The sequence below is a fragment of the Microvirga roseola genome (genome assembly GCF_020866965.1).
Lineage (GTDB): Bacteria > Pseudomonadota > Alphaproteobacteria > Rhizobiales > Beijerinckiaceae > Microvirga > Microvirga roseola.
Window position 1 is genome coordinate 141,079 of record NZ_JAJATX010000004.1, and the last position, 20,895, is coordinate 161,973.

At 65.8% G+C, this 20,895-nt stretch carries 24 protein-coding genes and 2 tRNA genes; 16 read left to right on the forward strand and 10 right to left on the reverse strand.

Annotated features, from left to right (window positions below):
• Positions 1-29: 29 nt before the first annotated feature.
• From LG661_RS04680 to LG661_RS04690, 3 genes are all read left to right on the forward strand, one after another.
• Positions 30-986 carry a DnaJ C-terminal domain-containing protein gene (locus LG661_RS04680; RefSeq protein WP_230530703.1) on the forward strand — a complete coding sequence of 319 codons (957 nt, stop codon included), beginning with the start codon at positions 30-32 and terminating at the stop codon, positions 984-986.
• 118 nt (positions 987-1,104) lie between these two features.
• Positions 1,105-1,929, forward strand: a complete 825-nt coding sequence (gene fabI / locus LG661_RS04685; RefSeq protein WP_230530704.1) for an enoyl-ACP reductase FabI — start codon at positions 1,105-1,107, stop codon at positions 1,927-1,929.
• Between the two features lie 12 nt (positions 1,930-1,941).
• Positions 1,942-2,535, forward strand: a complete 594-nt coding sequence (locus LG661_RS04690) for a histidine phosphatase family protein (protein WP_230530705.1) — start codon at positions 1,942-1,944, stop codon at positions 2,533-2,535.
• Positions 2,536-2,550: 15 nt separating this feature from the next.
• On the opposite strand, the gene LG661_RS04695 is transcribed toward LG661_RS04690, so the two are convergent.
• A complete protein-coding gene (locus tag LG661_RS04695; RefSeq protein WP_230530706.1) occupies positions 2,551-3,441 on the reverse strand; it encodes a DMT family transporter in 891 nt (296 codons plus the stop codon).
• 89 nt (positions 3,442-3,530) lie between these two features.
• Between LG661_RS04695 and LG661_RS04700 the strand changes: the two genes are divergently transcribed.
• The 4 genes from LG661_RS04700 (at position 3,531) to LG661_RS04715 (ending at position 9,020) form a co-directional block, all read left to right on the forward strand.
• Complete coding sequence (locus LG661_RS04700; RefSeq protein WP_230530707.1) at positions 3,531-4,955, forward strand: aminotransferase-like domain-containing protein; 1,425 nt, start codon at positions 3,531-3,533, stop codon at positions 4,953-4,955.
• Between the two features lie 120 nt (positions 4,956-5,075).
• Positions 5,076-6,191: a chorismate synthase gene (gene aroC, locus LG661_RS04705; RefSeq protein ID WP_230530708.1), complete on the forward strand. Its 1,116-nt coding sequence runs from the start codon at positions 5,076-5,078 to the stop codon at positions 6,189-6,191.
• A 45-nt stretch (positions 6,192-6,236) separates the two neighbouring features.
• Positions 6,237-7,526 (forward strand): 3,4-dihydroxy-2-butanone-4-phosphate synthase, encoded by a 1,290-nt coding sequence (gene ribB, locus LG661_RS04710; protein WP_230530709.1) that lies wholly within the window; start codon positions 6,237-6,239, stop codon positions 7,524-7,526.
• A 69-nt stretch (positions 7,527-7,595) separates the two neighbouring features.
• Positions 7,596-9,020 (forward strand): lipopolysaccharide biosynthesis protein, encoded by a 1,425-nt coding sequence (locus tag LG661_RS04715; protein WP_230530710.1) that lies wholly within the window; start codon positions 7,596-7,598, stop codon positions 9,018-9,020.
• On the opposite strand, the gene LG661_RS04720 is transcribed toward LG661_RS04715, so the two are convergent.
• The 5 genes from LG661_RS04720 to LG661_RS04740 form a co-directional block, all read right to left on the reverse strand.
• Positions 8,995-9,936 (reverse strand): histone deacetylase family protein, encoded by a 942-nt coding sequence (locus LG661_RS04720; RefSeq protein WP_230530711.1) that lies wholly within the window; start codon positions 9,934-9,936, stop codon positions 8,995-8,997. The two genes, LG661_RS04715 and LG661_RS04720, sit on opposite strands and share 26 nt — an antisense overlap.
• 144 nt (positions 9,937-10,080) lie before the next feature.
• Positions 10,081-10,269 (reverse strand): hypothetical protein, encoded by a 189-nt coding sequence (locus tag LG661_RS04725; protein ID WP_230530712.1) that lies wholly within the window; start codon positions 10,267-10,269, stop codon positions 10,081-10,083.
• Between the two features lie 143 nt (positions 10,270-10,412).
• Entirely contained in the window at positions 10,413-10,868 is a 456-nt protein-coding gene (locus LG661_RS04730; protein WP_230530713.1) for a DoxX family protein, read from the reverse strand.
• Between the two features lie 57 nt (positions 10,869-10,925).
• Positions 10,926-11,771: a patatin-like phospholipase family protein gene (locus tag LG661_RS04735; protein ID WP_230530714.1), complete on the reverse strand. Its 846-nt coding sequence runs from the start codon at positions 11,769-11,771 to the stop codon at positions 10,926-10,928.
• Between the two features lie 5 nt (positions 11,772-11,776).
• Entirely contained in the window at positions 11,777-12,268 is a 492-nt protein-coding gene (locus LG661_RS04740) for a MarR family winged helix-turn-helix transcriptional regulator (protein ID WP_230530715.1), read from the reverse strand.
• 237 nt (positions 12,269-12,505) lie between these two features.
• On the opposite strand from LG661_RS04740, the gene LG661_RS04745 reads away from it, so the two are divergent.
• Positions 12,506-13,285, forward strand: coding sequence for a DUF1499 domain-containing protein (locus LG661_RS04745; RefSeq protein WP_230530716.1), 780 nt, complete (start codon positions 12,506-12,508; stop codon positions 13,283-13,285).
• Positions 13,286-13,290: 5 nt separating this feature from the next.
• Here the strand turns inward: LG661_RS04745 and LG661_RS04750 are convergent, their stop codons facing one another.
• Positions 13,291-14,202, reverse strand: coding sequence for an MBL fold metallo-hydrolase (locus LG661_RS04750; protein WP_230530717.1), 912 nt, complete (start codon positions 14,200-14,202; stop codon positions 13,291-13,293).
• A gap of 242 nt (positions 14,203-14,444) precedes the next feature.
• Here LG661_RS04750 and LG661_RS04755 point away from each other — a divergent pair, with 242 nt between their 5' ends.
• Positions 14,445-15,056, forward strand: coding sequence for a biotin transporter BioY (locus tag LG661_RS04755; RefSeq protein ID WP_230530718.1), 612 nt, complete (start codon positions 14,445-14,447; stop codon positions 15,054-15,056).
• A gap of 67 nt (positions 15,057-15,123) precedes the next feature.
• On the opposite strand, the gene LG661_RS04760 is transcribed toward LG661_RS04755, so the two are convergent.
• Positions 15,124-15,414 carry a hypothetical protein gene (locus LG661_RS04760; protein ID WP_230530719.1) on the reverse strand — a complete coding sequence of 97 codons (291 nt, stop codon included), beginning with the start codon at positions 15,412-15,414 and terminating at the stop codon, positions 15,124-15,126.
• A 163-nt stretch (positions 15,415-15,577) separates the two neighbouring features.
• Between LG661_RS04760 and LG661_RS04765 the strand changes: the two genes are divergently transcribed.
• On the forward strand, positions 15,578-16,264 hold the full coding sequence (locus LG661_RS04765; RefSeq protein ID WP_230530720.1) for a hypothetical protein: 687 nt from the start codon (positions 15,578-15,580) through the stop codon (positions 16,262-16,264).
• Between the two features lie 27 nt (positions 16,265-16,291).
• Here the strand turns inward: LG661_RS04765 and LG661_RS04770 are convergent, their stop codons facing one another.
• Positions 16,292-16,732 (reverse strand): DoxX family protein, encoded by a 441-nt coding sequence (locus tag LG661_RS04770; RefSeq protein ID WP_230530721.1) that lies wholly within the window; start codon positions 16,730-16,732, stop codon positions 16,292-16,294.
• A gap of 573 nt (positions 16,733-17,305) precedes the next feature.
• Between LG661_RS04770 and LG661_RS04775 the strand changes: the two genes are divergently transcribed.
• The gene (locus tag LG661_RS04775) at positions 17,306-17,737 is read left to right on the forward strand and encodes a hypothetical protein (RefSeq protein ID WP_230530722.1); all 432 of its coding nucleotides are present in this window, start codon (positions 17,306-17,308) and stop codon (positions 17,735-17,737) included.
• A gap of 40 nt (positions 17,738-17,777) precedes the next feature.
• Here LG661_RS04775 and LG661_RS04780 read toward each other — a convergent pair.
• A tRNA-Pro gene (locus tag LG661_RS04780) sits at positions 17,778-17,854 on the reverse strand.
• Between the two features lie 148 nt (positions 17,855-18,002).
• Between LG661_RS04780 and LG661_RS04785 the strand changes: the two genes are divergently transcribed.
• The 5 genes from LG661_RS04785 (at position 18,003) to LG661_RS04805 (ending at position 20,887) form a co-directional block, all read left to right on the forward strand.
• A tRNA-Gln gene (locus LG661_RS04785) sits at positions 18,003-18,077 on the forward strand.
• Between the two features lie 163 nt (positions 18,078-18,240).
• On the forward strand, positions 18,241-18,564 hold the full coding sequence (locus LG661_RS04790; RefSeq protein WP_230530723.1) for an XdhC family protein: 324 nt from the start codon (positions 18,241-18,243) through the stop codon (positions 18,562-18,564).
• Positions 18,565-18,597: 33 nt separating this feature from the next.
• Positions 18,598-19,290 carry an XdhC family protein gene (locus tag LG661_RS04795; RefSeq protein WP_230530724.1) on the forward strand — a complete coding sequence of 231 codons (693 nt, stop codon included), beginning with the start codon at positions 18,598-18,600 and terminating at the stop codon, positions 19,288-19,290.
• Positions 19,287-20,306: a molybdopterin-binding protein gene (locus tag LG661_RS04800; protein ID WP_230530725.1), complete on the forward strand. Its 1,020-nt coding sequence runs from the start codon at positions 19,287-19,289 to the stop codon at positions 20,304-20,306. Before LG661_RS04795 ends, LG661_RS04800 begins: the two co-directional genes overlap by 4 nt.
• The gene (locus LG661_RS04805; RefSeq protein ID WP_230530726.1) at positions 20,303-20,887 is read left to right on the forward strand and encodes a nucleotidyltransferase family protein; all 585 of its coding nucleotides are present in this window, start codon (positions 20,303-20,305) and stop codon (positions 20,885-20,887) included. Before LG661_RS04800 ends, LG661_RS04805 begins: the two co-directional genes overlap by 4 nt.
• Positions 20,888-20,895 lie beyond the last annotated feature (8 nt).

A 20,895-nucleotide genomic window follows, 5' to 3' on the forward strand; every position in this document is an offset into this window, starting at 1 on the left:
CAATTCGACGGTCCATTGGATTCCATAAGATGCGCAACCCCTACGACGTTCTTGGCGTGCCCCGCACCGCGAGCGAAGCGGACATCAAGAAGGCGTTCCGCAAGCTTGCCAAGACCTACCATCCGGACAGCAACAAGGACGACCCGAAGGCCAAGGACAAGTTTGCGGAGGTGAATTCCGCCTACGAGATCCTCGGCGATGCGGGCAAGCGCGCCCAGTTCGACCGGGGCGAGATTGATGCCGAGGGCAAGCCCCGCTTTACCGGCTTCGAGGGGTTCGGAGGCGGGCGCGGCGGCGCGCGGCCCGAGGATTTCGCCGGTTTCGGCTTCGGGTCGGGCTCCAGCGGGCCCTTCGGGGGCGGCCGGAGCCGCCGCGGTTTCGGCGCCGATCCGGGCGAGGATTTCTTCTCCCAGATTTTCGAGAACGCCTTCCGCTCCTCGGGCGAGGGCATGCGTCAGGAGCGCGGGCGTCCCAACCAGCAGAAGGGCGGGGATGTATCCGCCACGCTTACCGTCACGCTCGAGGAGATTGCCAGCGAGGCCAAGAAGCGCCTGCGCCTGCCGACGGGCCGCGACGTGGACGTGGTGATCCCCAAGGGCGTAGCGGATGGACAGGTGATCCGTCTGCGCGGGTTGGGGCAGGGGGCTCCCGGCGCCGATCCGGGCGATGCGCTGCTGACCATCAAGTTCACTCCCCATGAGCGCTTCACCGTCGAGGGCCAGAATCTGCGCCTGCGGCTGCCGGTCGAGATCGAGGAGGCGATCCTCGGGGGCGCGGTTCGCATCCCGACGCTGACCGGCGCGGTCGAGATGACCATTCCGCCCCTGACCAATTCCGGACGCACCTTCCGCCTGCGCGGCAAGGGCCTGCCCGGCAAGTCGGGCCCCGGCGATCTGCTCGCGACGGTCGAGATCAAATTGCCCGACATCGTGGACGAGGACCTGATGGATTATGCCCGCAAGCGGCGCTCGGCCAAGGCGAAATAGAAAATTCAGCCTGTCGCGACTGGATTGGGCATCGCAGGGATAACAGGACTTCCCCCCTGCCGCGCTGTCGGCTAAGAAGCCGTCTTTCTGACGTGTCCAGCGACGGTTTAGGTGAATTATGGCGCAGACAACGGCTCCCGGCATTCTGGCCGGCAAGCGCGGCTTGATCATGGGTGTGGCGAACAATCGTTCCATCGCCTGGGGCATCGCGCAGGCGGCTCGCAAGCACGGGGCGGAACTCGCCTTCACCTATCAGGGCGAGGCCCTTAAGAAACGCGTCGAGCCCCTGGCGAAGGAGCTTGATGCGGCGGTCGTCGGCCATTGCGACGTGACGGACGGCGCGACCATCGACGCCGTGTTCGAGGAGGTGAAGCGCCTCTGGGGCTCGATCGACTTCGTCGTCCACTGCATCGCCTTCTCCGACAAGGATGAGCTGACCGGCCGCTATGTGGAGACGTCCGAGGGCAACTTCACCAAGTCGCTCCTGATCTCCTGCTATTCCTTCACGGCCATCGCCCAGCGGGCCGAGAAGCTGATGAACGAGGGCGGCTCGCTCCTCACGCTCACCTATTACGGCGCCGAGAAGTGGATGCCGCACTACAACGTCATGGGCGTGGCGAAGGCGGCGCTCGAGGCCTCCGTGCGCTATCTCGCGGCGGATCTCGGGCCCAAGAACATCCGCGTCAACGCGATCTCGGCGGGACCCATCAAGACCCTCGCCGCCTCCGGCATCGGGGACTTCCGCTATATTCTCAAGTGGAACGAGTACAACTCGCCCATGCGCCGCACGGTCACCATCGAGGAGGTCGGCGAGACCGCAGCCTATCTCGTCTCCGATATGTCCCGCGGCATGACCGGCGAGATCCTGCACGTGGATGCGGGCTATCACGTGGTCGGCATGAAGAACCCGGAAGCGCCCGACCTTTCCCTCGACAAAGAGTAGCCTGGACCTGCCGTGACCGCGTCCCGCCCCACGATCTACTTCATCCGCCACGGCGAGACGGACTGGAATCTCGAAGGCCGGCTCCAGGGGCAGAAGGACATCCCGCTCAACGATCTCGGCCGCGTGCAGGCGGAGGAGGCGGGCCGCCGTCTCCAGACCCTCGCACCCCACATCGAGGATCTCGCCTTCATCGCGAGCCCCATGGGGCGGACCCGCGAAACCATGGAGCGGCTGCGCCAGACCATCGGCCTGCACCCGGAGGGCTACCGGCTCGACGAGCGCCTCGTCGAACTGACCTTCGGCTCCTGGGAGGGCATGACCTGGAAGGAGGTCCGCAAGGCCGAGCCGCAGATGGCCGCCATGCGCGAGCGCGACAAGTGGAACTACGCCCCGCCCGGCGGCGGCGAGAGCTACGCCATGCTGACGGAGCGCATCCGCCCCGTCCTGGAGGATCTCACCCGCGATACGGTCCTCGTCGCCCATGGCGGCGTCGCCCGCGCCTTTCTGGCCCTCTGCTGCGGGGTGTCTCCCCGCCAGGCCGCCAGCATCGACATCTGGCAGGGCAGGGTGCTGGTGATCGAGGGGCGCAATCACCGCTGGGTGTAGAGCCCAGCGGAGCTCCTACGAGATTCGCAGTTTCACCTCGCCGGGCTTTGCAAAGCGCTTCGCTCCTGCCACGCAGAGAATGACGGCAGTGGTCACGGCGATCATCGGCCATCCGACGCTCTCGTGCAGAAGCATGGCCGAAAGCGTCAGCCCGAAAAAGGGCTGAAGGAGCTGCAGCTGGCCGACGCCGGCGATGCCTCCGAGAGCCAAGCCTCTGTACCAGAAGACGAAACCGATCAGCATGGAAAACAGCGAAACGTATCCAAGCGCGAGCCAGGCCGGCATGGCAACGCCGCTCCATGACGCAGGGAAGGCGAGAAGCGTTCCTCCCGCCGTCAAAGGCAGTGACAGCACCAGCGCCCAGGAAATGACCTGCCATCCGCCCAGCTTGCGTGAGAGTTTGGCCCCTTCCGCATAGCCGAGGCCACAAAGTAGGATTGCCCCCAGCATCAGACTATCGCCGACCAGGGAGGCGGAGCCCCCATGGGCGAGCGCATATCCGGCGACCAGGGATCCCCCTAGGCCGGAGAACGCCCAGAACGCGGCCCGTGGCCGCTCCCCGCTTCGAAATACGCCGAACATGGCTGTGGTGAGGGGAAGCAGGCCGATGAGGACGATGGAATGGGCTGCGGTGATGTGCTGGAGCGCGAAGGCCGTCAGCAGGGGAAAGCCCACGACCACACCCAGGGAGACGATAGCGAGCGGGACGTAGTCTTCCCGATCCGGCTGCTTCTGCCGCAAAGCGATGAGCAGCGCCGCTCCCAGAAGACCCGCAATGGTCGCCCGCGCCAGGGTGAGGAACAAAGGATCGAAGCCTGATACGGCGATGCGGGTTGCCGGCAGCGATCCGCTGAAGATCAGCACCCCGAGAAAGCCGCAGAGCCATCCTTCCGTCGTCCTGTCCATGCATCCGCCTCCCGACATGGCCTGTTTTCAATGAGGCGGCATGGCTTTTCCAGATACGGTCCGGTACGGTTCGCCTGAACTGTTATGGCATGGGGAACAGTACAGTGGACGACCTCTCAGCCCGTCGGCGCTCTGGAACCCAGGTTGAGCGCGTCATGCGAACGATCCGCGACCGGATCGCCAGCCGCTCCCTTGCCCCCGGCGCAAAAATTCCGTCGATCCGCTCCGCCGCCGAGACGATGCGAGTATCCAAGTCCACTGTGGTCGAGGCTTACGAGCGTCTGATGGCTGAGGGCATCATCAAATCCCGGCCCGGCTCGGGCTTTTACAGCGCCGCCCCGCTGGCTCCTCTGTCCCTGGCGGAGATCGCCCCGCGCCTCGATCGCTCGATCGACCCGTTCTGGGTGTCTCGGCAGTCGCTCGAAGCCGGAGGCGACATGCTGAAGCCGGGTTGCGGTTGGCTGCCGAGCCATTGGATGCCCGAAGAGGAGATCCGCCGCTCGCTGCGCTCTCTCGCAAAGCTGGAGGACCGGACCGGGCTCACCGACTACGGCTCGCCTCTCGGACTATCTGCTCTGCGGCAGTACCTGTCGCGGCGGATGGCGGAGCAGGACCTGCATGTAACGGTTGAGCAAATCCTTCTGACGGATTCGGGTACGCAGGCCATCGACCTCGTCTGCCGGCTTCTGCTCCAGCCGGGAGACACGGTGCTTGTGGACGATCCCTGCTATTTCAACTTCCTTGCCTTGCTGCGCGCGCATCAGGCAAAGGCCGTTGGCGTGCCCTATACTGCTACGGGTCCCGACATAAGCCTTTTCGAGCAAGCGTTGGCCGACCATCGGCCTCGCCTCTACATCACCAATTCCGGGCTTCACAATCCTACGGGAGCGGCGCTCTCGGCCGTGACCGCGCACAAGGTCCTGAAACTCGCGGAGAAGCACGATCTCATCATCGTCGAGGATGACATCTTCGCGGATTTCGAGATCGAGCCTGCTCCCCGGCTGGCTGCTCTCGATGGTCTCGACCGTGTGGTGCGGGTGGGCAGCTTCTCCAAGGCCTTATCGGCATCGTTCCGGTGCGGGTACGTCGCCAGTAGCCGGGACTGGATCGATAAACTGACAGATCATCGGATTGCGACGGGTTTCTCCAGCAGTCGCCTGACAGAGGAACTGGTCCTCGGCGTGCTGAGCAGCGGTGCGTACCGCAAGCATAGGGAGATCCTGCGAGGGCGTCTCGCCGAAGCGAGGGCGGCAACGCTCCCCCGGTTGAGGGCGCTTGGGATCGAGCCGTGGATAGAGCCCAGGGCGGGCATGTTTGTCTGGGGCCGGCTGCCCGGCGGGATGGACGCGGCCCATGTTGCGCGTCACGCGCTCGCGGACGGTGCGGTTCTCGCCCCCGGCAATGTCTTCAGCGCATCACAGACGATGACCGGCTTTCTTCGGTTCAACGTCGCACAATGTGCCGACGACCGGGTTTTCGACATTCTCGAAAAGGCAATGAGGCGGGCCGCCTGATGAGACCCGGCGCTGGGAGCGCATGACGACGGCCTTCCGCCGCCGGGAGGCTCGACCGCCATGTGGGCGTGACTCCCGGGCGCTTTGGTTTTAAGAGGCCTTGTACCTCGAAGAAGCGCCATGTCCCACAACACCTTCGGTCATCTTTTCCGCGTCACCACCTTCGGCGAAAGCCATGGGCCGGCCCTCGGCTGCGTGGTCGACGGCTGTCCGCCCATGATCCCGCTGGAAGCGGCCGAGATCCAGGCGGAGCTCGATCGGCGCCGGCCGGGGCAGTCGCGATTCACGACGCAGCGGCAGGAGCCGGACCAGGTGAAGGTCCTGTCTGGCGTCTTCATCGACGAGCGCACGGGCCGGCAGGTCACGACCGGGACCCCCATCGCGCTGATGATCGAGAACGTGGACCAGCGCTCGAGGGATTATTCCGAGATCAAGGAGAGCTACCGTCCGGGCCATGCGGATTTCACCTACGATGTGAAATACGGCATCCGCGACTATCGCGGGGGCGGGCGCTCCTCGGCCCGCGAGACGGCGGCGCGTGTCGCTGCAGGCGCAATCGCCCGAAAGGTGCTGCCCGGCGTTACGATCCGCGGTGCGCTCGTGCAAATGGGCCCCTATGTCATCGACCGGAACAACTGGGACTGGGACGAGGTGTCCCGCAACCCGTTCTTCTGCCCGGACGCCAAGGCCGCGGCCTTCTACGAGGAATACCTGGATGGGCTGCGCAAGGACGGCTCCTCCATCGGCGCGGTTCTGGAGATCGTGGCGGAGGGCGTGCCGCCGGGTCTTGGCGCTCCGGTCTACGGCAAGCTCGACGCGGACCTTGCCGCTGCGCTCATGTCCATCAATGCGGTGAAAGGCGTCGAGATCGGCGACGGCTTTGCCGCAGCAAGCCTACGTGGCGAGGAGAACGCGGACGAGATGCGGCCCGGCAACCGGGGCGCGCCGACCTTCCTGTCGAACCATGCGGGCGGCGTCCTCGGCGGCATCTCCACCGGCCAGCCGGTCGTGTGCCGCTTCGCCGTGAAGCCGACCTCCTCGATCCTGACGCCCCGCGCCAGCGTCACCCGTTCCGGTGCGGAGGCGGAGGTCAGGACCAAGGGGCGGCACGATCCCTGTGTGGGCATTCGTGCGGTGCCGGTGGGTGAGGCCATGGTGGCCTGTGTCCTGGCTGATCACGTCCTGCGCCATCGGGGGCAGGTGGGGGAAAGTGCTCCCTGGCCGATCAAATCCTGACAATTTTAGTTTTACTAAAATCGCGTCCTCGGCTAATCCACCGCCATGAAACTGGCTGAGTGGTTATCCCGTAATGGCATGTCGCGCGTGGAATTCGCGCGCCGGATCGGCGTCACGCCTGGCGCCGTCACCCAGCTCTGCAACTCCGAACATGCCTGGCTCTCCCGGGACACGGCCGAAGTGATCGCCCGTGAGACCCGCGGAGGCGTCACGCCCAACGACTTTCTGCCCACATCCGCCAAGGAGGCTCTGATGCCCAATTCCGTCACCGACGCCATCGAGGCTTTCGCCCGCGGTGAAATTATCATCGTCACGGATGACGACGACCGCGAGAACGAGGGCGACCTCATCGTCGCCGCCTCCCTCTGCACGCCGGAGAAGATGGCCTTCATCATCCGTAATACCTGCGGCATCGTCTGCGCGCCGCTGACCGCCTCGGAAGCCCGCCGCCTGCGGCTCGACCCGATGGTGGCCTCCAACGATGCGCCGCTCGGAACGGCCTTCACCGTGTCGGTCGATGTGAGGCACGGGCTGACCACCGGCATCTCCGCCGAGCAGCGCTCCAATACCGTGCGCGCTCTCGCCAACAACAACATGGGCGCAGTCGATTTCGTGCGGCCGGGCCACGTATTCCCGTTGATCGCCAAGGACGGCGGCGTTCTCATGCGCTCCGGCCATACGGAAGCGGCGGTCGATCTCTGCAAGCTCGCAGGTCTGCCCCCCGTCGGCGTCATCTGCGAACTCGCAAACGACGACGGCACGGTGATGAAGGGCGCGCAGATCGACGCCTTCGCCGAGAAGCACAGCCTCAAGCGCATCTCGGTCGCGGATCTCATCGCCTATCGCCAGGCGCGCGAAAAACTTGTGGAGCGAATCGCAACCTTCCCGATCGAAACGCAGTGGGGCCCTTTCACGGGCTATGCCTATTCGACGCCTTTCGACAGCGTGCAACACATGGCCATCGTTCATGGCCGCATCGGCGACGGTCGCAACCTGCCCGTGCGCCTGCACCGCGCCAATGCGCTCACCGATGTATTCGAGGGCGGCAGGACGATCGCTGCGGCGATGCAGCGCTTCGTGAAGGAGGGCAGGGGCGTGCTCGTCTATCTGCGCGACGGCACGGCCGGCGTGCCTGTGACGAACTTCACGGATGACGAAACGACGGCCTCGGAAGCCATGCGCTCGAACCAGTGGCGGGAAGTCGGCTTGGGTGCGCAGATCCTCAAAGATTTGGGCGTCGTTTCCATCCGCAATCTTGCCACATCTTCCCGCTCATACGTGGGATTGGCTGGCTTCGGAATCGAGCTCCTTGCCGAGGAGCCGCTCGAAGCTTAACCATAATGATACCAATCCTCCGCTCAGACTTTTTCCGAAGTCTCCTCACCACACGGCTACGGCTTCCGTTTGAACCAAGTTCGCGACCGATCGAACCTGACTTGTGCCGCGCGCGCGGAGGGGAGATCGGACGAAGGGCTCGAGGAACGTGATAACAGATATGGTCTTCCGCTCTCCGGGCTCTGGGCTCCGCTGATCCTTCTCCGGCTTGCTGCTGGGCGCATCATCACCGGAAAGCCTGGACGGGATGCCCTTTTCCTCGCGGCGCGCCTCATCGGTGCGCGGGCGATGTCGATCCTGACGTTGATCGTTGCGGCGTGGCTGGTGGACATCGAAGCCTTCGCCGAGTTCGGCGTCTATCAGACATTCGCGTCACTGGCCTGGATCGCTCTGTTCCTCCGCTACGAGGCCGCCATCGTCGCAGCGCAGACCGATGAAGATGCGGGCCAGGCGCTGCGTCTCTGCCTTGTTGTCGGCGGCGCGCTTTGGATCGTCTTTTCGGTCGTGGCTGTCGGAGTCGGCACCAGTGATCTGATGCGGATGCAGGTCGCCCTGCTGCTGCCGCTTTCCAACTTAGCGCGCGGCATCCTGCGCCTTGCCTTTGTGGTGACGACACGGATCGGCGATTTCAAAGGTCTTGGACGCGGATCCCTCGTTCAGGCGCTTCTGCAGCCGACGACGCTGCTCATTCTCGTCCTGTCGCCGGTCGAGGACACCTTTTGCTTCGTCATCGCCGATATCGTCGGACATGGAGGCTGGGCAGCCTATCTCGTGTGGCGCCGCAGGCAGCATCTGCGGCCACTGATGCAGGGATGGGCGAAGGCGGCGCTCACCGACACGGCCCGGCAGTGGAAAAACCTGCCGATCTACAACCTGCCGGCCTCCTTCCTTGGCCTTGCCTTCGTCCTGTCGCCGCTTCTGATCATGCCGATCGTGGCCGACGACGTGCTCGCCGGTCACATGGCGCTGGCCTACCGCATCTTCGACGTGCCGACGCAGATCATTACGGGCGCGTCGACTCCGATCTTCCTGAACCGGCTGCGGCCATCGGCCGACAGGGCAAACCCGATCTTCCACCGGCACGTCATGCTGGGCCTGATCGTGGTGCTCGGGGCGGCCTATGCCGCCATGGCGGGATTGCTGATCCTGGCGGATCCACTTTTGAACGGCACGGGGCTTGGCAACCTTGCCGAGGTGGTTCCGTACGTGGCTCTCTTCCAGCTTTTCGTCGCCCTGGCCGCGCCGGTCGGGGATTCGTGCGCCCTCTTCCCGCAGCAGAAGCGCCTCATGGCGATCCACGGGCTGGCGGTGCTCGCCGGCCTTGCCGTCGTGGTGCTCGCCCCGGGCCCGACGCCTTACGGTGTCCTGCTGTCGCTGGCTCTATTGTCGGGCCTGCGGACACTAGCGCTCGGCGAGCTGCTGCATAAACTGTCGAGCATAAGCCGCCGCGCCTTCACGAAGGCGCCGATCAGCCCCGCATATCCCGCCCCATGAGGGCGTCGAGGTGGAAGGCGACAGATTTCGAGAGCCCTTCGAGATCGTAGCCGCCCTCGAGAAGGGAAACGATGCGCTGGCCGCAATGCCGGTCCGCGAGGGCCATGAGCTTATGCGTCGCCCAGGCGAAATCCGACTCCGTCAGGCTCAGGCTCGCCAGCGGATCGCGCCAATGGGCGTCGAAACCGGCCGAGATCACGATGAGGTCCGGCGCGAAGGAGTCGATCCGCGGAAGGACGATGGTCTCCAGCGCTTCGCGGAAGGCCTCGCTTCCATCGCCTGCGCTCAGGGGCGCGTTGACGATGGTGCCGTGCTCGCCCGTCTCCGATGCCGCGCCGGTGCCAGGATAGAGCGGTGCTTCGTGCGTGGAGCAGTAGAGTACGCTGCTATCACTCCAGAAGATGTCCTGCGTGCCGTTGCCGTGATGGACGTCCCAGTCGAAGATCGCGACCCGCTCAGCCCCGTAGCGGCTCTGGGCATGGCGCGCAGCGATCGCCGCATTGTTGAAGAAGCAGAAACCCATGGCCCTGATGCGCTCGGCGTGGTGGCCCGGCGGGCGCATGGCGACGAAGGCATTGGCAGCGCGTCCGGACATCACCTCGTCGACGGCGAACACGGCGCCGCCCGCCCCGCGCAGGGCCGCCTCGTAGGTGCCGGGCGACATGACCGTGTCCTCGTCGATCCGGACCAGTCCCTCCCGCGGCGAGATCTCCCGCAAGCGGACGACGTAGTCTTCCGGATGGGCCAGGATCAGGCTCTCCATCTCCGCCATCGGCGCCGGCTCGCGGACGAGGGCCGTGAAGCGCTCCTTCTCCAGGGCGCGCTCGATGGCGCGGATCCGGTCCGGCCTTTCGGGGTGGCCGAGAGGGGTTTCATGGGCGAGGGCGGCCGGATGGCTGATGTAAAGTGTGGTCATGGGCGCTCTTGATTGAGGGTTGCCGCTACTGTCGCAGCGTCACGAGCGCCTGTCCATTCCGTGCTTCATTCCGGCGAGGCAGTTCATGCTTCGCCGGAAAAGACCTGAGGCGAGGCTCATCTCGGAGCCGGGAGTGCGAGGGCCTCAGCCCAAGACTGCTTCTTTACGCAGGATCGCAGGGAGTTCGCGATTCGGCTGCCGGGTCGGCTGTGGCTTGGCGGCCTGCACGGCCGCCGCAAGGGCCGGAAGAGCGACGGGCTTGAAGGCGGAAGCAGGCTGGGCTTCCGCCGGGCGTTTCGGGCCGGGTTCTTGGTTCGTAGCGCGGTGAATCATGATGCTCCCTATAAGTTTCTGGGCCGTTTCGACGACCTGACCGCATGATCCGGTCTGTCGTGACCGCTTCGGGGCGGAGCCGTGATCATTTGCTGGCTAGTCAGCAAATGATCCAGGCAGGCTTAACCTCTGGTGAATGTCCGTCAGGCTCCGGTGCCGATGGCGTAGTCCAGCTCGCGCTCGTGCGTGGCGGTACGCCGTGGGCGCAAAGCAAGGACCGAGACGAGAACCAGCGCGCCGATCATCCCGACATGCTCCGTGGCGGTGTGGAAGGCGACGACGGCGCGCTCCCCGTCCAGGCTCCAGAAGTTGTGGACGATCGGGATGGTCAGGAAGGTGAAGACCCCGAGCGCCCCCGCGCCCAGCCAGGTCCAGCGGTTGGCGATGATGAGGGCGGAGCCGCCGAGCTGAACGATGACCGTCAGCGTGTTGAAGAACCAGGCGGGCTCGAGCCCGAAGTGGCTCATCTCCGCCATGCCTCCTGAGAAATCCAGGAGCTTGGCGAGGCCGCTGCCCCAGAACGGGAAGGTGAGAAGAATACGGGCGGCGACTTCCGTGATGCGGCTCGACAGAACCGCATCGATCCAGCGTGGCGTCATGAATAGCTCCCCTGTGGGTTGGTTGACGATAGGGAGGCCTATACCGCCAAGCTCTTGCTATAAGGTGTGTGCGCCCACACGCTTCGCGAAAGCCTCTCCGTCCCTCAGACCCATCTCATAGGCCTTGCGGATGCCGGAGGGATCGGTGATGTCGAACTGGCCGATGGGGACGGGTTCGGACGGCTGGACATAGGTCCGTCCCGGCACGTGCGGGAAGGCGCGGTAGAGCCTTGAGAGGATGACGAGGCTCTTGCCGCCCCGCTCCTCAATGGGGAGAAGCGGCTCCGCGGGCACGTTGTCCACGAGTCCGCCGTCAAGGGCCGCCATGCCGCCCACGAGCCCGACCGGCATGAAGGGCGGTACGCTGGCGCTCGCCATCAGGGCGGCCGAGAGTTCCGCCGGAGACGACAGGTCCTGCACGCGGACGAATTCCGGCCGGAAGCCGATGACGCGCCCGCCCCCGGGGTGGACCGGCGAGCGCCATTTCTTCTCGACCTGATAGGTCGCGATCCCGAGCGGAACGGCGATCGACAGGGGCAGCCGGCGCGGCTTGCGGGCGAGCCCGATCAGGATCCCCGGGCCACGCGTGAGACGCTCCAGCGCATGCTCGTCGATGATGCTCTCGATCAGGCTGCGATACATGCGCGAGACCGGCCAGGGCGAGCCTTCGCTGCGCCAGGCGCGCCACTCGAAATTGCGGCGTCCCAGGCTGCAGCCTTCCGCCACCATCTCGTTCACGCGCCGTCCGAGCCCCAGAAGGCTGTAGCAGGCCGACCAGGCGCCTGCGCTCACGCCCACCACCATGTCGGGCTTGAGACCGAGCAGGGGCGCCGCCGCCTCCCAGAAGCCGCCCTGCCAATAGCAGCGGTTCCCGCCGCCCGCGAATGCCACCGCGTCGAACATGGAGGTTACCGCCGCTGCTTGGATTCCATCGTCTCCTCCTCGACCCGCGCCTTCTCGCGCCAGGCGAGAACGATGCGCTCCAGATCGACGAGGTCCTGCGGCGGCAGCGTGCCGAGGGTGCGCTCCACATAGGCCCGCTGGGCGGCGATGCCCTTCTCTGCGAGGTCGCGGCCCTTATCCGTCAGGTGGAGCGCATTGGAGCGCCTGTCCCCCGGAATCGAGCGGCGCTCGACGAGCCCCGCCTCCACCATCCGGTCGAGGAGACCGGAGACATTGCCCTTGGTGACATAGAGCCGCTCAGCCAGTTCCTGCTGGCTCAGCCCTTCCCGCTCCGTGAGGGTGGAGAGCAGGTCGAATTGCGGAATGGAGAGGCCGAGCTCCTTCAGGGTGCTCGCAACCGTATTCACGGCCCGGCGATGCAGGCGGATGACTCGAAACCAGACCCGCAGCGGATCGACTGTTTCCTGGCCGGCCGGGGTGGGGGAGGGGAACGACAACGAACAACTCCTCGGTACTGTGGAAACAGTTTACATCGGAACCTTTCCGGACGTCATCCCCTCGTATTGATCGACATTCGGCGGAACGAAAGGCAAAGCTTCTGCTTTACTGTCTAGCCATCCGCTGACAGGCGAACGCCTGAAAGCTTTGGAAAAACATGTCCCGCCCCGGCAAGGCCAGCCGCTCCTCACCGGCGAGGAGTGGCGTGCGCTGAAAGAGATCTGTAAGACGACCTGATGCGCCGTCTCATCATCGAGGAACCGTATTCCCGGCCCGCGAAGTGGTCGCCCAAGCTCGCGTGGTTCGCGCTGGCCGTGACCGTCATGGCCGTTCTGCTGATCCGGTTCGAGCGCGTGGAGTACCAGTCGGGATTCGTCGCCCTGGGAGCCGGGCTCGCCATGGCGTTGCTGGCGGTGGGGCTGTCGTTCATCGCCTTCATCCGCATCTGGCGGGAAGGGCGGCGCGGGCTGGGAAGCGCCATCCGGGGCCTCGTCATCGCAGCCCTCGTCCTCGCCTATCCCGGCCTCATGGCGGTCCGGGCCGTGACCCTGCCGCCCATCAACGATGTCGCCACCGACACGGAGGACCCGCCCGCGTTTTCGCGCTCCCGGGCGGCACTGGCCGTTCGGGGCGGTCACGTGCCTCCCGAGGTGTCTTCCGAGGCGCGCGAGATGCAGCGCGAGGCCTATGTGCAGATTGCGCCGCTCACCCTCGATATCGGCCCCGAGGAGGCCTTCGCCCTCGTGCGCAAGGCCGCGGACAATCTCGGCTGGCAGGTGATCGAGGCGGTGCCGCCGGGCGGGCGTGTGGGGGCAGGGCGCCTGGAGGCGGTCGACCGCACCTTTCTGCTTCGGATGCCGGACGACATCACCGTGCGCATCCGCCCGCGGGTCGACGGAACGCGAATCGATGTCCGCTCCGCATCCCGCTTCGGCACGCACGATCTCGGGATGAACGCGCGTCGCATCCGCGCCTTCCTGGAGGAGACCTCCAATCTGGCGCTGGCGGTGAACTAGACGCTTCAGGCGAGCCGGTATTCGCCGTCGAGGGCCGGGGTTCCATCCGTCCTGACGCGCCCCTTCTCCACCAGGTCCTCCAGATGCGCGAAGACCGAGAGTCCCGCCGCGCCGACGAGGGCGGGCTTCAGTCCCTGGTAGATGGCGGCTACGATCTCCGGGACCGTTCGGTCACCCGCGGCGAGCCGGTTGAGAATCGAGGCCTCCCGCTGCCGACGATGGTGGATCAGCGCCCGCACGAAACGCTGAGGCTCCCGCACAGGACCGCCATGACCAGGCCAGTAGATCGTTTCCTCCCGCCCTTTCAGCTTGTCGAGGGAGGCCATGAACTCGCTCATGGACCCGTCGGGGGGCGCAACGACGGTTGTGGACCAGGCCATCACGTGGTCGCCGGAAAAAAGCGCCTTCTCCTCGAGGAGCGAAAAGGCCGTGTGGTTCGCCATGTGCCCGGGCGTCGCCAGGGCCGCAAGGGTCCAGCCATGGCCTTCGACCACATTGCCGTCGGTCAGCTCCCGGTCGGGGGCATAGTCCTTGTCGGAGCTCGCCTCGAGGCGGTTGACCTCGCCCGTGAAGAGAGGGCGTGCGCTCCGATGCGGCCCGCAGCCGACGATGCTCGCGCCCGTCGCCGCCTTGATCGCCTGCGCCGCGGGCGAGTGATCGCGGTGAGTGTGGGTGACGAGCACATGGGACACCGTCTCGTGTCTCACTGCATCGAGCAGGGCGCTGACATGCTCCGGCAGGTCCGGGCCTGGATCGATAATCGCCACCTGCCCTGAGCCGACGATGTAGCTGCAGGTTCCGGTGAAGGTGATGGACCCCGGATTGCCGGCGACGATTCGGCGGACGAGGGGGCTCACCCGCAAGCACTCGCCCGGTTGAGCCGGGGGGCGGGTATCGAAGGTCAGGTCGTCGGCCATGAAGTGGAATTCCCTGCCAATGCCGTTCCAGAGGGTCCGGCGTGGGAGAAGCTGTCCGTTCTTGAGGGAAACGCCAATCGCCCTCAAGCGCTTTCTTGGTTTTGACGGGGGCTACCTGGCCGGCGAGAGCTGTGCCCTTCGTTTGAAATGCCGAGCGTGGCGGCTTGAGGCGCTGGCAGGACCCACCTATAAGGCGTCATAGGCCGCCTCGGAAAAGGCGGAACGATCTGGAGATTCATATCATGTCGACTGGCGCACCCTCGCTGTCCTCCCCGTCGACCCTCGTCGGCCTCATCTGGCCGTCCCGGGACGATGCCCGCTTTGCCGCCCTGCGCGCCATCGTCCTGATGGCCGTGGGCTCGGCCTTGCTCACCCTGTCCGCCAAGGTCCAGGTGCCTCTGCCCTTCGTCCCGATGACGATGCAGACCCTGGTCGTGCTGCTCATCGGCGCGACCTATGGCTGGCGTCTCGGCGGCGCGACGGTCGCCCTCTATCTCGCCGAGGGCGCGATGGGCATGCCGGTCTTCGCAGGTCCGACGGCCGGCATCGGCTATCTGATGGGCCCCACCGGCGGCTTCCTCTTCGGCTTCCTGGCGGCAGCCGTGGTCATGGGCCTCATGGCCGAGCGCGGCTGGGATCGTTCGCTCCTGCGCGTCATCGTCATGATGAGCATCGGCCACGCGGTGATCTTCGCTTTCGGCCTCGCCCAGCTCTCGCTGGTGATGCCTTTCGCCAAGGCCTGGACCGTGGGCGCCGCGCCTTTCGTGGCCGCGACAATCGTGAAGACGGCCCTGGCCGTGGCTCTCCTGCAGGCGGCCTGGTCCGTCACGCGGCGGGGCGGCGACGCCCGCTGAATGCGACGAAAAGCCAAACGCAAGAAGCCGCCCGAAGGCGGCTTCTTCTTTTTTGGGCGGTGTCGCTTTAGCCGGCGGAGTGGACGAGGCGGAGTTTCGGCTTCGCCTTGGCCGGACCGAAGCGGAAGGTGAGATCGACCCACTCTTCGTCGCCGTTGCCCGCGACAACATGGTAGCCGAGCTGCCTGGCGATGGCCTCGACCTGGGCGAAATTGCCCCGCGAGATCCAGCGGGAGAACTCCGGCATGCCTTGATCCATCAGCGCTGCCAGCATGCCGATCTCGACACCCTGGTCGAAGTCCTCGCTGCGGCCCGGGAAACGCAGCCGCAGTCCATCGTCGAAATGAATATGTCTCATGATGGGTTAGCCCCCTAAAGCGCCTTTGAATGGCTTCTTTGTTGCGGATCTAGCAATCCAGGGATGCTTCCGAAAGGCGGCATGGAAGCGCAGGGCCGTCCCTCAGGAACCGGGTCGCCGGTCGCACATTAGCCCCCAGATAACTTCGCAACGGGAGGTGCCTATGGCCGAGCGCAGAATCACCGCGTTCTTCGATACTTACGACGAGGCTGCGACGGCCGTACGCCGGCTCGAGACCTCGAATATTTCCGGGCTCGAGCTCAGCCTCATCGCCAGCAATGTCGGCGAAGACTATGCCCCGCGCGCAACCCATGCTTCTGACGAGGATACCGCCACAGGAGAGATGGCGGGGGCAGGCGCGACCGCGGGCACCGTCATCGGCGGCGGCGCTGGGCTGCTTGCCGGCCTCGGCACGGTCGCGATCCCGGGCTTCGGCCCCATCGTGGCGGCGGGGTGGCTGGTGGCGACCCTAGTCGGTGCGGGAACCGGCGCTGCAGTGGGCTCGCTTGCGGGCGCGCTCGCCGGTGCCGGCCTCGACGAGGAGGAGGCGCATACTTACGAAGAGGGTATCCGCCGAGGCGGCGTGCTGGTGATCGCGAGAGTTGGTGAAGCGGAAGCCGACCGGGTGATCGACATCCTGGACGACGAAGGGCGCATCAACGCCGGTGAGCGCAGCAATGCCTTGCGCTCTGACGACCGGGCGCCCCCCATCGGCGCCGCCGCTTCGACCACCACCGGCCTCATGACGGATCTCATGCCGAATCCGCTCGATCAGGAGAACGTCACCGAGGTCGAGGTGGAGGACGAACGCCTGCGCCGCATCTCGGGCGCGGATCGCGAGCGCGGCTGAGGACTGAAGAGGCGCGGAAAGCCCTTTTCAGCTTTCCGCGCGCTTTTGCGGGCTTGAGCCTCGGGCTGTGCGGCGCCGGTTCAGGAGCCTGTCCAGACTCCACGCGCCGCCGCCAGCGGCTGCGATGTACAGAAAGACGAAGCAGTAGAGAATGGCCGCGTCTCCTCCGTTCAGGACGGGATAGAAGCTGCGCGGGGCATGCGCGATCCAATAGGCCGCCGCCATTAGCCCGGAGAGCACGAAGGCGACCGGGCGGACGAACAGGCCTGGGATCAGAAGCGCGCCCCCGAACAGTTCCAGCACGCCTGCGATCCAGGACAGGGTGAAGGCCTCCGGGGCAGGATTGGACGAGGCCGGAAAGCCGAGGAGCTTCTGCGTTCCGTGCGCCATGAAGATGAGTGCTGCGACGATTCGCAGAACGCTGAGAAGGCGCGGGGCCCAGACTTTTTCGAGGGAAGCGGTGTTCATCAACTGTCTCCGGATGGATCGACAAGCCGGCTGGCGCCGGTGCGTGACGGACCCCGGTTAGCGGCGAAGCTTCCGGAAGACGAGGCTGCGATGCGCACCATTCAGTAACGAATTGCTTACCATGTTCTCAGCATCATTCGATCTTCCGGGACGGTCGGGCGTTTCTCCCACGCCAAGGCATCGTGCAAGAAGCAGGACGGTTCCTGGGCAGCGGACTCGATCTCAAAGCTATGGAGCAGCACATGACGATCCTCGATCCCAGAACCGGGCAGCTCGTGACGATCGAGCGTCCGACGAAGCCGGTCGGTGCATCCGCGACCGGACGGCGGGCCGGCTGACCCTTTACCCGACGGGCTCTCCTTTTACGCTTCCCAGTCCGGCCGGACACAATCGGATCACCCGTCGAGAAACTCCCCCTGTCCTGAAGCGACAAGCTTCCCATAACCCGTCTTCATTCCATTCGAAAGCGGCTGAAATTCCTGCAGCAAAGCCCTCACGGAAACGGCATCGCACCGCGGCGGGAATGCCCGGAACCCGAGGCCTGCCAAGGCATTGGCTTCATGACGGAATCGGATGAGCGCCGCGCCCGCGGGCATTGCGAAAGGCAGCCTCGGCGATGTCGCTCCGGCCGACTTCGGTTGCGCATGGCAGGTGATCGAGGAGAGGTCGATGGCTCTGACAGGACGTTTCAATCTCCGTAAGACCTTCACGGGACGGATTGTCCTGCAGGTCGAGGAGGAGGCCCGCAGCTTCTGGAGCATACTGACGGGCAAGAATAAGCTGCATCGCCGCTGGCGCGACGCGACCATGATGGATCTGGCGGCCCCCGAACTGCGCGCCCTCGTGGATCTGCGCTTCCGCCCCCGCTACACGCCCTCGGGCATGGAGCCGCTCCCTGACCGAGAGCCCCAGGATAGGCAGCGCGCCTCACGTCATCAGATCGAAGCCGCCCCGACGCAGGTGCTCCACTACGAGCCCTATGACGGACGATTCCCGACGCACTGAGAGTGCGGTTCAAGTTGTTTCTGAGTTTTGCGGGAAAGAATGGTCGGAGTGGCAGGATTTGAACCTGCGACCCCCACGTCCCGAACGTGGTGCGCTACCAGACTGCGCTACACTCCGACACCGAAAATTCTCGGGAGGCCGGTCTTATAGCGGCGAGGGGGGAGCGCCGCAAGGGGAGATTTGGGACTTCGTGCAGATATCCGGTCCGGTGCAAATCGGAGTTGCCAGCGACGTTTGTGCCGACTATGTACACGCCTCATCCCGGTGGGGCGTAGCCAAGCGGTAAGGCAGCGGTTTTTGGTACCGCCATTCCCAGGTTCGAATCCTGGCGCCCCAGCCACTCCGCCCCGGTTCCACACCAAGGGGCCGCCGGAACCCTTTCCCAGGATTGAGACGCTTACCGCCAGTCGGATCGCCTTTCGGCAGCCTGCCCCTGTTGCACCTTCGGTTCCGACAGTGGCACAATCGGCCGTGTTCATCGCCACCACGCCCGGAAGGCCCCCATGGTTTCGACCGAGACTGACATCTTAAGGGCTGCGGAGGAATGGAGGCGCGCGGGCAGGGGCGTGGCTCTGGCGACGGTGATCGAGACCTGGGGCTCGGCTCCGCGCCCTGTCGGCAGCCACCTGATCATCGACGAGGATACGAACTTCCTCGGCTCTGTGTCCGGGGGCTGCGTCGAGGGCGCGGTGATCACAGAGGCCTTGGACGTGATTGCAGATGGAAAACCGCGAATGCTAGAGTTCGGCGTCGCCGATGAGACGGCCTGGCAGGTCGGCCTGTCCTGCGGCGGGCGGATCAGGGTTTATGTGGAGCGGGTGGAGTAAAGTGCCCGTTCTGCCGTGAACTGAGGGAGCGACATGCGGCTGGGTCTCCTCTCCGATCTCAACGCGGAACGGGCCGCCCGGCGCGCAGCGATCCTCGTGACGGAGCTCGCCTCGGGCGAGCAGCGCCTCGTCCGGGAAGGGGATATCGGGCAGGATCCTTTGGCCGCCGAGCTGCAGGAGGCCCTGCGTCGGGGCAAGAGCGGCTTGCTCGAGCAGAACGGGCGCCAGTTCTTCCTGACCGTTCAGGCCCCGCCTGTGCGGGTTGCCGTCATCGGCGCAGTGCATATCAGCCAGGCGCTCGCGCCCATGGCGAAGGGCGTCGATCTTGACGTCACCATCATCGATCCGCGTACGGCCTTCGCGACGCCCGAGCGCTTTCCGGACGTGCCTGTATTGGCCGAATGGCCGGATGCGGCGCTCCCGGATTACGGCCTCGACCGCTACACCGCCACGGTGGCCCTGACCCACGATCCGAAGATCGACGATCCTGCGCTCATCGCCGCCCTTCGGTCTCCATGCTTCTATATCGGGACCCTCGGCTCGCGGAAGACCCATGAGCGGCGTGTCCAGCGCCTGCTCTCGGCCGGGTTCGGAGAGGCGGATCTCGCCCGCATCCACGCACCCATCGGGCTCGATATCGGCGCGGTCTCGCCCGCCGAGATTGCCGTGTCCATCCTCGCCGAGATCATCGCCGCATTGCGACAAGACCGGAGGCGCGCGGCGTGAGGTTCGGCCTCGTTCCGGTTCTGGAAGCGGTTGGGGCCCTGGCCGCTCACACCGTGAGGGCCGGCGGCATCGTGCTGAAGAAGGGGAGCGCCGTCACGCCGGACATCGCTCAGAGCCTCCATCAGGCTAGCGTCGAAAGCATCATCGCAGTGCAGCTCGAGCCCGGCGATATCGGGGAAGACGAAGCCGCATGGCGGCTCGCAAAGGTGCTTGCAGGCGAGAACATCACGGTCGAGGAGCCCTTCACCGGCCGCTCGAATCTCTACGCCGAGGTCGCGGGCGTCCTGTGCGTCGACCGCGAGGCCGTGGACAGCCTCAACGCGGTGGACGAGGCCATGACGGTTGCGACCCTGCCGGCTTTCCGGCCGGTCGTCGCCGGCGAGATGATCGGCACCGTCAAGATCATTCCCTATGCCATTCCCGAGGCTCTGCTGCGGGACGGCATCGCCAGGACTCACCGGCAGGCGCTGCGGATCGCGCCTTATCTCCGCCGGAAGGTGGGGGTGATCGCGACCGTGCTGCCGGGGCTGAAGGCGAGCGTGATCGACAAGACGAATGCGGTCCTCGCCAGGCGCCTGGAGCCGGCGCAGGCGGCGATTGCCTGGGAGAGCCGCGTGGCGCACGATGCTTCCGCCCTGGCGCAGGAGCTGGCGCAACGGGCTTCGGGAGAGGCGGATCTCATCGTGATCTTCGGGGCCTCCGCGATCGCCGACCGGCGCGACGTCATCCCGAGTGCCATCGAGAAGGCCGGTGGAGCCGTTGAACATTTCGGCATGCCCGTCGATCCCGGAAACCTGCTCCTCATCGGATCCCTCCATGGGAAGCCCGTGATCGGAGCGCCTGGCTGTGCCCGCTCCCCGAAGGAGAACGGGTTCGATTGGGTGCTGCACCGGATCCTGGCAGGCGTGCCCGTCACGCGGGCGGACATCACGGCGCTCGGCGTCGGCGGACTTCTGATGGAGATCGTGTCGCGGCCGCAGCCGCGTGCGGGTGGCGAGAGCGGGGATGAGGAATGAGCGACGTGGCCGCCATCGTTCTCGCGGCGGGACGGGGCACCCGCTTCGGCAGCGAGCCCAAGCTCCTGGCGCCGCTTTCGGACAAGCCCCTGGTGCGCCACGTGGCGGAGGCGGCGGTTGCGTCGTCGGCCCAGCCGGTCGTCGCAGTCACCGGCCACCGGGCGGAGGAGGTCGAGGCTGCGCTTTCCGATCTGTCCGTCCGCCTCGTCCGCAATGCAGCCTTTGCGGAGGGACTCTCGACTTCGCTCAGGGCCGGTTTCTCCGCGCTGCCCTCCCATGCAAGAGCCGCCATCATTCTCCTCGGGGACATGCCGCTGGTCTCGGCGGCACTGATCGATACGCTCGTGAGCGCGTGGAGAGAGCAGGGAGAGCCCGCAGCCCTCGTCCCGACCCTCGATGGGCGGCGGGGCAATCCGGTCGTCCTCTCGCTTGTGCTCGAAGACACGATCCAGGGCCTCTCCGGCGACGCCGGCGCTGGTCCTCTCCTGCGTGGTCGGGCGGATGTTCTGGAATGGCCGGTGGAGGACCCTGCGATTCTCCAGGACGTGGACACGGCGGAGGAGCTCGGGAGGCTCCGCTGAAACCGGGA